The sequence below is a fragment of the Myxococcus sp. CA051A genome (assembly GCF_013336705.1).
GTDB classification, from domain to species: domain Bacteria; phylum Myxococcota; class Myxococcia; order Myxococcales; family Myxococcaceae; genus Myxococcus; species Myxococcus llanfairpwllgwyngyllgogerychwyrndrobwllllantysiliogogogochensis.
Window position 1 is genome coordinate 132,303 of the sequence record NZ_JABUMS010000018.1, and the last position, 11,986, is coordinate 144,288.

8 protein-coding genes are annotated in these 11,986 nt (G+C 69.6%); 6 read left to right on the forward strand and 2 right to left on the reverse strand.

The features are described 5' to 3' along the window. The first annotated feature begins 148 nt into the window (after positions 1-148). The 5 genes from HUA74_RS36995 to HUA74_RS37015 all read left to right on the forward strand — a co-directional run bounded on the left by HUA74_RS36995 (position 149) and on the right by HUA74_RS37015 (position 8,994). A complete protein-coding gene (locus HUA74_RS36995) occupies positions 149-1,018 on the forward strand; it encodes a ScpA family protein (protein WP_141649324.1) in 870 nt (289 codons plus the stop codon). Then, complete coding sequence (scpB, locus tag HUA74_RS37000) at positions 1,005-1,991, forward strand: SMC-Scp complex subunit ScpB (protein ID WP_174458352.1); 987 nt, start codon at positions 1,005-1,007, stop codon at positions 1,989-1,991. The genes HUA74_RS36995 and scpB overlap by 14 nt, the downstream gene beginning before the upstream one ends. A 27-nt stretch (positions 1,992-2,018) precedes the next feature. After that, positions 2,019-4,592 (forward strand): pseudouridine synthase, encoded by a 2,574-nt coding sequence (locus HUA74_RS37005; RefSeq protein ID WP_174458353.1) that lies wholly within the window; start codon positions 2,019-2,021, stop codon positions 4,590-4,592. An 89-nt stretch (positions 4,593-4,681) separates the two neighbouring features. Then, a complete protein-coding gene (locus HUA74_RS37010; RefSeq protein WP_174458354.1) occupies positions 4,682-6,802 on the forward strand; it encodes a HEAT repeat domain-containing protein in 2,121 nt (706 codons plus the stop codon). Further along, on the forward strand, positions 6,802-8,994 hold the full coding sequence (locus HUA74_RS37015; RefSeq protein ID WP_174458355.1) for a cyclic nucleotide-binding domain-containing protein: 2,193 nt from the start codon (positions 6,802-6,804) through the stop codon (positions 8,992-8,994). Before HUA74_RS37010 ends, HUA74_RS37015 begins: the two co-directional genes overlap by 1 nt. A gap of 12 nt (positions 8,995-9,006) precedes the next feature. Here HUA74_RS37015 and HUA74_RS37020 read toward each other — a convergent pair whose 3' ends face one another. Continuing rightward, the gene (locus HUA74_RS37020; protein WP_141649295.1) at positions 9,007-9,705 is read right to left on the reverse strand and encodes a general secretion pathway protein GspE; all 699 of its coding nucleotides are present in this window, start codon (positions 9,703-9,705) and stop codon (positions 9,007-9,009) included. 169 nt (positions 9,706-9,874) lie between these two features. Between HUA74_RS37020 and HUA74_RS37025 the strand changes: the two genes are divergently transcribed. Beyond that, positions 9,875-10,708, forward strand: a complete 834-nt coding sequence (locus HUA74_RS37025; protein WP_174458356.1) for a hypothetical protein — start codon at positions 9,875-9,877, stop codon at positions 10,706-10,708. Positions 10,709-10,734: 26 nt separating this feature from the next. Here the strand turns inward: HUA74_RS37025 and HUA74_RS37030 are convergent, their stop codons facing one another. Continuing rightward, a complete protein-coding gene (locus HUA74_RS37030) occupies positions 10,735-11,982 on the reverse strand; it encodes an SLC13 family permease (RefSeq protein ID WP_141649094.1) in 1,248 nt (415 codons plus the stop codon). Positions 11,983-11,986 lie beyond the last annotated feature (4 nt).

The window sequence follows — 11,986 nt, forward strand, 5'->3', positions numbered from 1 at the left end:
ACGGGTGTTTACCGCCGTTTGTTTGACCCACCTAAAAGCCACTGTTAAGGAGGTGTGTCCCCCGGCTCGCGCTCGAGGCCGGCGGATTTGAGCCCTTGCGTGATGACGAGCCGCCACCGAAAGCCAGAAGGGCAGCCAGGTTCCGCCGGTGAGTGACGGCCGTCCCACTTCGGCCGACGAGGGCCTCCGCGACGGCGAACCGCCCCGCACCCCGGGCGACGCCTTCCGCGTCGCGCTGCCCAATTTCGAAGGGCCGCTGGACCTGTTGCTCCATCTCATCAAGGAGCATCGGGTCGACATCTTCGACATCCCGCTGGCGCTCATCACCGAGAAGTATCTGGAGCACCTGGAGCGGATGCGGGAGATCAACCTGGACATCGCCGGGGAGTTCCTGGTGATGGCGTCCACGTTGGCCCACCTGAAGAGCCGCATGTTGCTGCCGCGCCAGGACGCGGTGGCCGTGCCCGAGGGCGGCGAGGCCCTGGCCGCGGTCGAGGAGCCGGAGGACCCGCGCGCGGAGCTGGTGCGGCGGCTGCTCGAGTACCAGAAGTACAAGGACGCCGCCGAGCACATGGCCATGCAGGACATCCTCGGCCGCGACGTCTTCGCGCGCAGCGTGCCGGTGGAGGCGGTGCCCATCCCGGAGGAGGAGGTCGGCCTCCAGGAGTTCAGCGTCCTCAAGCTCATCGAGGCGTTGGACCGGGTGCTGGAGCGCCTGCAGCCCAAGGTGCAGCACGAGGTGGTGCGCGAGCGGGTGACGCTCTCCGAGGCCATCCTCCGCATCGCCCAGCGCCTGCACCCCCATGGGCAGGTCCTCTTCGAGAGCCTGTTCACCGAGGAAACGACGCCGACGCGCCAGGAAATCGTCATCACCTTCCTGGCCATCCTGGAGATGGTCAAACGCCGGCTCATCCGTGTGGTACAGGACGAGTCGCTCGGCCCCATCCTGTTGTTGCCCAACGGGGACGCCCTGGAGCGCTTGGTCCCCACGGAGGTCGACGAGAGTGACTACCGGTAGGAAAGGCCCCCGTGCCTCGGACGAGGACGTTCCAGTCGCGTCCGGAGGTCCCAGTCCGTTCTCAGAGGAAGAGCTGGCCGCCGTCACCGGGCCTGGACTGGCGGACGAGCTGGACGAAGTCGAGGCCGCGGCCATCGAGGAGGACCAGGACGGCGTCACGCCAGACCTGGAGACCTCCTTCGAGAAGCTCGTCTCCAAGAGCCGCAAGCTGTCCCAGGACCGCATCCGCACCGTGGTGGAGAGCGTGCTCTTCGTCGCGGAGCGGCCGCTGTCCGTGGACGAGCTGTGGCAGGCCACCGGCATCGAGCGGGAGCTCATCGCCGAGGCCCTCAACCAGCTCTCCGGCATCCACCGGGACGGAATCAGCGGCATCGTCCTGTACGAAGTCGCCGGGGGCTGGCAGTTCCGCACGGACCCACACTCGGGCGAGTACGTGCGGCGCTACCTCCGGGTGAAGCCGCAGCGCCTCACCCGCGCGGCGGTGGAGACCCTGGCCATCATCGCCTACCGGCAGCCAGTCACTCGGCCGGAACTCGAGGATATCCGCGGGGTGGATTGCGGCGCCGTCCTCAAGGCGTTGATCGATCGCAAGCTGGTGAAAATCCTGGGCAAACGCGAAGAGGTGGGGCGCCCCATCCTCTATGGGACTACTCGCGAATTCCTGGAGTTCTTCGCCTTGAAGGACCTGTCAGCGCTGCCCACGCTGCGGGAATTCCACGAACTCACGCAGGAGCATCGCGAAATCGTGGAGAAAGAAGTACGACCGGCGCCGGCGGCAGCGGGAACGGTGGAAGCGCTATCGGACCCGGGATTCACGAAGCGGATGGAGAAGAACGCGGCGGCCAGCGAGGCGGCGCTTGAGGACCTGGAACACGCCATCGAGGCGGCTGAGCGGACACAGAAAGCCAGCTCCAGCGTCCTGGACACGCCCCCGAAGCCCGAGACGGGCGCCGAGGGGCCGAAGCCCGAGTGACGGGCAGCAATGGAAGAAGGGGAAGTAATGTCGGCAGAACGACTACAGAAGTACCTGGCCCGCGCGGGAGTTGCTTCGCGCCGGCACGCAGAAGAGCTGATCACCGCGGGCCGAGTGGCCGTGAACAACACGACGGTGACGGAGCTGGGGAGCCGAGTGGAGCCGGGCACGGACCTGGTCTCGGTGGACGGAAAGCTCGTCACCCCCCCTGAAGAATCCTCTTACTTCCTGCTCTACAAGCCCGTGGGTGTGGTGACGACCCTGTCGGATCCCCAGGGTCGGCCGACGGTGGCCAACTACCTGGAGGAGACGGGCAAGCGCCTGTTCCCGGTGGGACGCCTGGACTACGACGCCGAGGGAGCGCTGCTCTTCACGGACGATGGCGCGCTGGCGCACAAGCTGACGCACCCGAGCTTCCAGGTGCCTCGCACGTATCTGGCGAAGGTGAAGGGCGAGCCCGACATCCTGACGCTCGACAAGCTGCGTGGTGGCGTGCGGCTGGAAGACGGCATGGCCACGCCGGTGTCGGTGGGCGTGTTCGAGTCCGCCGAGAAGAACACCTGGTTGAAGATCGTCGTGGCGGAAGGCCGTCCGCACCTCATCAAGCGGCTGTGCGCCGCGGTGGGGCACCCGGTGGTGCGCCTGTTCCGTCCGGCCTACGCGGGTATTGGCGTGGAAGGATTGCGGCCGGGAGCGCTGCGTCCGCTGAAGAAGGCCGAGGTCGAGCTGCTGAACGATGTGGCCGAGGGCCGTGTCGCGCCTCCGACGGCGGAGCTGCGGCTGCCGCCTCGGCGTCATGGGCGCGCGGCGCCGGGCTTCAATGAGTCGGACGAGGACGAGCTGTCCATGGACGATGACGCTCCCGCGCCTCGGAAGGCGGCGGGTGAGCGTGGGGCTCGCAAGGCACCGGCGGGGGCTGGAGGGGCGGCGTGGAAGCCCGTGGTGGATGGTGGCTCCGGGCTGGCTCGCTTCGGGCGTCCGCGAGGGGCCGCTGCCGAGGGTCGCGGTGCGCGGCGCTCGGGTGGTGACGAGGGTGAGCGCCCGTCGCGTGGCGCGGGTCGGCCGGCGCGCAAGGAGTGGGGCGCGGGTGGGGCGGATTCACCGCGCTCACGTGGGCCTCGCGCGGAAGGTGGCGCGGATCGCGGTCCGCCGCGTCGTGCGCCAGCTGCCGGTGGTGCGTCGCGCTTCGGTCGTTCGGCCTCGGGAGACGAGGGGCGTCCGGCGCGCAAGGAGTGGGGCGCGGGTGGAGAGGACAGTCCGCGCACTAGCAGGAGCGCTGGCGCTGGTGAAGGCCGCCCCGCACGCAAGGAGTGGAGCGCGGACGGTGAGTCGGCTCGTGGTCCCGCGCGTCGTGGCGCGGTCGGTGATTCGAAGCCGCGTTTCGGTGGTGATTCGAAGCCGCGTTTCGGTGGTGACTCGAAGCCTCGTTTCGGTGGCGAGGGCAAGTCGCGCTTCGGTGGTGATTCGAAGCCTCGTTTCGGTGGCGAGGGCAAGCCGCGCTTCGGCGGTGACTCGAAGCCGCGTTTTGGTGGTGAGGGCAAGCCGCGTTTCGGCGGTGACTCGAAGCCCCGTTTCGATGGCGAGAGCAAGCCGCGCTTCGGCGGTGACTCGAAGCCCCGTTTTGGTGGTGAGGGCAAGCCGCGCTTCGGTGGTGACTCGAAGCCTCGTTTCGGTGGCGAGGGCAAGCCACGCTTCGGTGGTGACTCGAAGCCCCGTTTCGATGGCGAGAGCAAGCCGCGCTTCGGTGGTGACTCGAAGCCTCGTTTCGGTGGCGAGGGCAAGCCGCGCTTCGGCGGTGACTCGACGCCCCGTTTCGATGGCGAGAGCAAGCCGCGCTTCGGTGGTGACTCGAAGCCTCGTTTCGGTGGCGACTCGAAGCCTCGTTTCGGTGGTGACTCGAAGCCTCGTTTCGGTGGTGACTCGAAGCCTCGTTTCGGTGGTGACTCGAAGCCCCGCTTCGGTGGTGACTCGAAGCCTCGTTTCGGTGGTGACTCGAAGCCCCGCTTCGGTGGTGACTCGAAGCCTCGTTTCGGTGGTGACTCGAAGCCTCGTTTCGGTGGTGACTCGAAGCCTCGTTTCGGTGGTGACTCGAAGCCGCGCTTCGGCGGCGAGGGCAAGCCTCGCTTCGGTGGCGCTGGTCGCTCGGAAGGCGAAGGCCGTCCTCGTTTCGGCGGCGGTGCGTCGCGCGGAGCAGGGCGTTCGGCTTCGGCCGGCGAAGGCCGTCCTCCTCGCCGCGAGTGGAGCGGTGGAGACAAGGGCGCTCCTCGTGGCCGTCCCGACCGCAAGCCCCGTGATTCGGAAGGCTCGGGTCCTCGTGGACGCAGCGGCGGCTTCGGCGCGAAGCCGGGCGGCAAGGGTCCTCGGGGGGCAGGCGGCCGGACAGAGGCCCGCGCCTGGAAGCCGTATGACGACAAGGGCGCGCCCCGCGAGCGAGTCGTCCGCGCCGGGTCCCGGGGCCTCGCCCCCGAAGGCGCCCGCAAGTCCGAGGGTTTCCAGGACTGGGGCAAGAAGAAGGAAGCCGGTTCCCGGCCCCGCTTCAGTACCCAGGGGCCCAAGGGGCGGGCGGGCTCATCCTCGAAGGGGCCTCGCCGGCCTTACTGACGCACCACACAGCACAGCGGATTGGGCGGCAGGGGGGTCGTTGATATAACCCCCTGCGACTTTTCCACCGTTCGCCTTACCGGAGACCGATGCGAACCGGCACCCGCCCCTTCCTCCTCATGCTGGTCCTGGTCCTCGGTTGCAATGGCAGCCGAGACCAGCTCCTCGCGGATCTCCAGAGTCCACGTCCGGAGGTCCGCGCCCTGGCGGTGAAGAAGCTCGCCGGGCAAGGCAATCCGGACGACCTCGTCCTCTTCACTCGGGCGGCCAAGGATCTGGCCGCCATTGTCCGCGCCGAGGCGGCCGTCGCGCTGGGGGAGAGTCAGGACCCCCGCGTGGTGGACCTGCTCGGCGAGCTCCTGGAGGACTCCGACGAGGAGGTCCAGGGCCGCGCCGCCATGGCGCTCTCCAAGGTCAAGAACGACAAGGCCAAGGCCTACCTCACGCTCCAGTACGGGCGCCGAGGCCGCGCCACCCGTCAGGTCATCGTCCAGGCCTTGAAGAACGCGAACGTCCCAGGCGCCATGGCGGAAGTCGTCGCCGCCGAAGCCAAGGGACAGTGGGATCGCAATCTCCTGACGCTCACCGAGGGCGCGCTGCCCGAGCGGGTCGGCGCCGCCGAGGAGCTTGGCAAGAGCGGTCGCCCGGAGGCCGTGAATCGTCTGTTGCCGCTGGTCCGCGACAGTCAGGTCATCCTCGCCGCCGCCGCCGTGCGGGGCCTGGGAGACGCCGGTGACAAGCGGGCCGTGGGTGCCATCGCCCTGCTGCTGGACGAGAGCTTCCCCGAGCTGCGCGAGTCCGCGATCATCGCGCTGATGAAGTTGCAGGACCCGGCCGCCGCGCCCCGCCTGCAGGCCGTGGCGGTGGAGAAGAGCGCCGTGAGTCCCATGGCCATCGACGCCATCCTGTCCTTCCCTCGCACGCCCGAGGCGGACACCGCGCTGTGCGCCGTCGCCCTCGATGGCGCGCCAGCCGAGGCGCTCGCCGCCGGCCGGGCGATGCGCTCGCGGGGCGGCTGCCCGATGGACCCCATTGGCGAGCGGCTTTCGCGTCCCGCCACCGCCGCCAGTGGGCTGCAAGCAGTCCTCGGATTGGGGCCCGCGGCCCTGCCGCTGCTTCCCAAGGTGGCGCTGTGGCTCAACCAGAACGACGCGGTGCTGCGCCTGCTCGCGGTGGAGGCCGTCACCGCCGTGGGCGACGCTTCCGTCGTGCCCCAGCTCCAGAAGCTCTATGAGCAGGAGGTGAAGGGCCTGGAGGCCCTGCGCACCGACTGGGTCGCGCAGAAGCTGCCGGAGAACTACTCGAGCGCGTTCGACCCCTCGGCGCCGTCTTCCCCGCACGTCCCCGGTGCGGCGCCGGATGAGCGTGCGGCCCGTCACGCTTCGCTTTTCGAGCGCGTCAAGGCGCTCAATGCCCAGCGGGCTCGCGACTCGGGTCGTCCGGTGGTCAAGCCTCGCGTGCCCACCGAGCTGTTCGATGACGTGGAGGCGGAGCGTCTCGTCCCTCTGGCGACGCTGCTGCGTGCGCTGGGCTCGCTCCGTGCACCGGGCGCGCTGGAGCTGCTCAAGGGCTACAGCCAGGACTCGAGCATCCCCCTGCGTACCGCCGCGCTGGTGGGCCTGACGCACCTGGGCCCCGAGGGCGTGGCAGTGGCGCGTGACGGACTCCTGGAGCCCGAGCGCGATCTCCAGAAGGCGCTCGCGCAGGCCCTCGCGGAGGCTGGCGACGCGGGTCCGGCGGCGTTGATGGAGATGCTCCCGAAGATGGGTGGAGAGAAGCTGCTGGTGTTGGATGCGCTGACGCGGGGCTCGGGCGTGCCCGCCTCGGCGTCGGCGGTGCTCCAGACGGTGGTGAAGGAAGGCGGCCCGGAGGCCGCGCTCGCGGCGGGGCTGCTCGGTCGCATCCAGGCGAAGGATGCCGTGCCCACGCTCATCAAGGCGCTGGACGAGACGAACAGCGTCGCGCGGCGGGACGTGTTGCTGGCGCTCGGGACGCTGGGTGATTCGCAGGCGGCCGACGCGGTGTCGCGAGACCTGTTCCACGACCTTCCGGAGATTCGCGCGGCGGCGGCGACGGCGCTCAAGCGCATGGGCGCGACGAACCAGTCGGAGTCGCTGGATGCGCTCAAGAGCGACTACTTCCGCACCGTGCGCGACGCGGCGGGGGCGGCGCTGGCGAAGGGCGGCACCGCTGCCGAGGGAGCCAGGTGATGGAGGCGCGCAAGCTCAAGGACAGGGCCGCTGAAGCCTTTACCAAGGGCCGCTTCTCCAAAGCCGCGGAGTTGTACGAGGACTTCTGCAAGCTCGATCCGAAGGACCACCAGTCGCGCCTGCGTACGGGGGATGCGTGGGCCAAGGCAGGTGAGCGCGAGCGCGCCATCTCCGCCTATCAGGCCGCCGCCGAGGGCTTCGCGAAGGAGGGCTTCCTCCCGCGAGCCATCGCCGCGAGCAAGCTCATCCTAGAACTGGACCCCAGCCATCAGGGCGTCCAGCAGATGCTGGCGAACCTCTACGCGCGCCGGGGAACTCCCGCGGGTGCCCGGGCCCGTGGGCCCATGACGAGCGCGCTCTCCGCGCCGCCACCGCCCGAGCGTCCCGTGGCGGCGGTGTCCACGCCGCCGCGCGCCGGGACACCGTCCGCGCTGGAGGCAGGGGAGGGCTCCGTCAACCTCTCCGCTGAACTCCCCGCCGAGCTGGCGCTGTCCGTGGAGGACGCGCCCACCCCAGGCTCCACCGACACGTCGGAAGAGGTTGTTCACTCGGTGAGCATGGGCCTCTCGCATCCGGATGCGGAGGCTTCCGTCGCGGCGGCCTCTCCGGGCGAGGAGCACGAGGGCATCGACATCGCGTTGGGCGAGCCCGAGTCGTCTCCCTCCGTGCCCGCCGTCACCATCGCGAATGCGCAGGGCGTGTCAGCGGCGTCCCCATCGACAGGTGTCAGCGCGATTCCCGCCGGGGCCGTCGTCACCAGCGCGCATGCGCGGGGCGAGGCAGCGTCGGCGCCTGCCGCCGTGTCCGCCGAGACTTCCATCGCCAGCGCGCAGGAGAACAACGGCACTTCGCTGCCTCCCGGTCTGGCACCGCGCGCCACGCAGCGAGTGCGTCCGCCCGTGCCGGAGACGCCCATCGCTGCCAGCACGGACGCCCTGACGTCGGGCCCTCGCTCGCCCGTGAGCGGCAAGTGGAAGGCGCTCTCTTCGCCCATCGGAGAAGCGGGGTCGACGGATTCCACCTCGATGCCTCGGACGCCGACGGTCATCGACCCGCCCTCCGCGCCTCCCGGGTTGCGCCCTCGTCGCGCGGAGGCCACGCCTCACGCGGGTGCAACGGCGGTGCCCTTCCGAGAGGTGTCGCGGGAGCTCGGCGCGTCGCTGCGCGCGGTACCGCCCAGTCCGTCGTCCTTCACCGAACTGGAGATGGAGGCGGACTCCCTGCTGCACGCCGTGGAACTGGCGGCACAGGCGGGGCTGCACCAGCGCGCCGAGGAAGTCGGCGACGGAGAGGAAGAGGTCTTCAGTCTCACCGAGGAAGTCCTCACCGACGCGCCCTCACTGGACGCGCTCCCCACCATCCCCCTGTTCTCGGACCTTCCGCGCGACGCCTTCATCGAGTTGTTCGAGCGCTGCCCTCTGCGCCGCTTCAGCCTGGGCGAGCGCATCCTCGACCAGGGCAGCCACGGCGATGCCTTCTACGTCATCTGTGAAGGCCAGGTGCGCGTCTTCCGGACGGAGTCAGGTCGCCGCGTGGATCTGGCCGCGCTGGAGGGCGGAGCCTTCTTCGGTGAGATGGCCATCCTGTCCGGGGCCCCTCGCACCGCGTCCGTCGAGGCTGGCACCGAAGATACACAGTTGCTCGAGATCTCCGCGCCCGTGCTCGCCTCGCTCTCGCGGAGCCATCCCCAGGTGGCGGCGGCCCTGAAGAAGTTCGTGCGGCAGCGCCTGCTCACCAACGTGATGAACACCTCGGCGCTGTTCCGTCCCTTCAACCGGAAGGACCGTCGCACGCTGGTGGAGCGCTTCCGGGCCCGCGACATCGAGCGCGGCGAGGTCGTCATCCGGGATGGCGACCGGACCGATGGTCTCTACGTCCTGCTCTCCGGCGAGGTGGAGGTGCACAAGGACGGGCACTTGCTGACGCGACTGAAGGAGGGAGATCTGTTCGGAGAAATCTCCCTCCTCCAGAAGACGCCCGCCACGGCCACCGTGACGGCCGCGCGTCACACCACGCTGCTGCGGCTGCCGCGCGAGGACTTCGACGCGCTCATCTCCAGCCACCCGCAGATCCTCGTGCTCATCTCCGAGCTGAGCGACGAGCGCCTGCGCCGCACCGAGCAAGTCCTGGGGACGAACCTCTCCGGCACCTTGAACTCGCTGGATGGCGAAGAGGAACTCATCCTGGTCTGAGGCGCGCGGGCTTCAGCGCACCTTGGCCAGGTAGTCGTCGCGGGTGACCAGCCCCCGCGTCTCCAGCAGCTCCAGCATGGCCCTCAACGAGCGCGCCTGCTGAGCGACCATGCGCTCCAGGTCCGCGACCTGCTGCGTGAGGATATCCACGCGCTGCGTGAGTTCGCTCTCCCGCACGGGCGCCGGTGTCTGACTGGCCGTCGAGCGCGACGCGCCCGCCATCTCCATCGGCTCCGAGGGCGGCGCCAGCTCGAAGGTCTGCTCGTCGAGATTGAACGACAGCGGCGACGCCGTCGCGGAGGTGATTTCCCCGTGGTAGTGGCGGCGGATGGCTCGCTCGATGGACGACGCGGCGGCCACCACCACCTGGATGCGCTGGCCCGTGTGGAAGGCCAGCTCCTGGAGGGACTCCACATTCGTCGGGTCCGAGGTGGCCACCGTCAGCAGCTTGTTGGCGGGGTCTGCCGCGGTCGGGAAGACGGTGTAGCGCTCGGCGATATCCGCGCGCAGCGCCTGGAGGGCCACGGACGAGGGCGCCAGGCCATCCAGCTCCACCGTTGGAATGGAGAGCTGGCGCGAGAGCGCGTGGACCATGGAGCTCTCGTCCACGAAGCGCATCTGTACCAGCGTCAGGCCCAGCCGTCCGCCCCACTTGCGCTGCTCGGCGAGCGCGGAGCGCAGCTGGGTCTCCGTCAGGAGGCCGGCGTCCATGAGGATTTCCCCGAGCCGGCGCTTGCGGCCAGGGGGCGAAGGCGGGGGTGCCACGGAAGAAGGATTCACCCCCCCAGCATACCAGTGGCCGGGGACGTCCGGCCCCCGAGGAGCCTGCCGAGAGGTGGGGAAGGGGCGGGCACCCCCGCAATGGGGTAAATGTCAGGGCATGACGCGAAGCCTCCTCCCGTTTCTCACGCTGGCGCTCGTCGCCGGCTGTGCGTCGCAACGGCTGGCCGGCGCGGACCTGGACCGCGTGCGCCGCCCTGCGTTCATCTCCCGCATCGAGGACGGCGCGGGACCTCGCAGCTTCGTATTCCGTGAAGACGCCGCATACGGCGACAAGCTCAAGAAACTCGAGCCCGTGGAAGCGGACCGACGGCTCACGGTGAAGCTCCAGCAGGCGGTGACGCGCTTCGAAATCTCGGAGCGGCTGCGAGTGAATACGCTGACGCAGCTGCCGCGCGAGGCGCCGTGGACGGCGACGGTGGACCCGGCGCGCGTGGCTTCAGTGCTGGAGAGCTTCCTGGTGGAGGAAGTCCCGGCGAACGCGCCGGACTACGACATGGTGGCGCCGCTGGGCGCGGACACCGTCGTCGAGTTCGTCGTGCAGGAGTACGGCATGCGCAGCAAGAAGGGCCACGCGGGCGCCTTCCTGCGCGGGTACGGGCGGATGTTCACGCTGGATGGGCGCTCGGAGGTGTGGCGACACCCGTTCTCCGTGGACCAGGTGGAGTCCGGTGCCGCGCACCTGGACCCGTTCAAGGTGGGCAAGGACCCCGACCTCTTCCGTCAGGCGATGACCCTCATGCTGGACCAGGTGGCGCTGGACTTCGTGAAGGACCTGACGCCGAGAGACAGGCGCGGGGGCCCGACCCTGCCCGACCACCCCATCTCTTCATCGCCGGACAATGTCGCGCCGGTGATGGTGGAGCCCCCGAAGCCGCCCGAGTCGGACCTGGCCCCGGGTGAGTTGCCGGACCCCGACCCGGACCCGACCTAGCGTCGGCGCGGCACTCCAGGGCGGCCCTAGAAGAGGGCGTGCTCCAGGAGGAGCACGGCGAGCCCGACCACGAAGCTGATGAGCGTGACGGGCACCCCCACGCGCAGGTAGCGCAGGAAGCTCATGTCCACCTTCTCGCGCGCCGCCTCGAAAACGATGAGGTTGGCGACGCTGCCCACCAGCGTGAGGTTGCCCGCGAGCGTGGAGCCCAGCGCCAGCACGTGCCAGCCGAGCTCCACGTTCTGGAGCGCGGGCACCCATGAGCGCGCGAGCATGACGAAGGGCACGTTGCTGAAGATGTTGGACGCCACCAGCGTCAGCCCCGCGAAGCCCAGCGTCTCCCTCCACGAGGGCCCCGTCATCAGCGGCGCGAACAGCAGGCGGATGTCCTCCGCCCAGCCGTCCTTGTTCACGCCGTAGACGACGACGAAGAGGCTGGCGAAGAACAGCAGCAACACCCAGTCCACGCGCTCCAGCGCCTCGCGAGGCTCCCTGCGGGACAGTGCCATGACCAGCGCGGCGCCCGCGAGCGCGCTCCAGCTCATGGGCAGGCCCGCGAAGAAGGCCACGACGACGCCCGCCATGACGGTGAGCGTCAGCGCCAGCAGCCCCCGGTCCACCGGCGGTGGCGGAGGATGGGGCTCGAAGCGCGTCGACGTCAGCTCCTTGCGGAAGATGAAGACGAGCGCGCCCGCGACGATGACCGTCGACAGCAGCGCGGGCAGGGCCATGTACGCGGCGAAGCTCGCGTACGAGATTCCCGACGCGCCCTGGATGAGCATGTTCTGCGGATTGCCGGTGAAGGTGGCCACCGAGCCGCTGTTGCTGCCCATGCACACCGCGAGCAGGTAGGGCACGGGCGGCAGGCGCGCGTCCTCCACCGTGGCGAGCACCAGGGGCGTGAGCATCAAGCACACGGTGTCGTTGACGAGGAAGGCGGACAGCGCCGCGGAGATGAACGTCACCGCCAGCAGCAACAGCCGGGGCGTGCGAGCCCGCCGCACCGCCCACGCGCCCGCCGTGCGGAAGAAGGCCGCCTGGGACATGTAGGCCGCCAGCAGCATCATCCCGAGCAGCAGGACGATGGTGTCCGCGTCGATGGCGTGTCGAGCGGGGTTCTCGCTGTGGTTGAAGACCTCGGCGGGAGTGACGACCCCGAGGACGACCATCAGCACGGCGCCCAGGAGCGCGCCTCCAGGGCGGTCCAGCTTGATGAAGGGGAGCCGGGCGCCGGCGATGAAGACGTAGGTGAACAGGAAGATGGCGAGGGCCACGGGC

What these genes read in the sequence shown, in the direction of transcription:
- HUA74_RS37015 (WP_174458355.1), top strand. Translation starts at nt 6,802, where the DNA reads ATGGAGGCGCGCAAGCTCAAGGACAGGGCCGCTGAAGCCTTTACCAAG.
- HUA74_RS37010 (WP_174458354.1), top strand. Translation starts at nt 4,682, where the DNA reads ATGCGAACCGGCACCCGCCCCTTCCTCCTCATGCTGGTCCTGGTCCTC.
- HUA74_RS37020 (WP_141649295.1), bottom strand. Translation starts at nt 9,705, where the DNA reads ATGGACGCCGGCCTCCTGACGGAGACCCAGCTGCGCTCCGCGCTCGCC.
- HUA74_RS37005 (WP_174458353.1), top strand. Translation starts at nt 2,019, where the DNA reads ATGTCGGCAGAACGACTACAGAAGTACCTGGCCCGCGCGGGAGTTGCT.
- HUA74_RS37025 (WP_174458356.1), top strand. Translation starts at nt 9,875, where the DNA reads ATGACGCGAAGCCTCCTCCCGTTTCTCACGCTGGCGCTCGTCGCCGGC.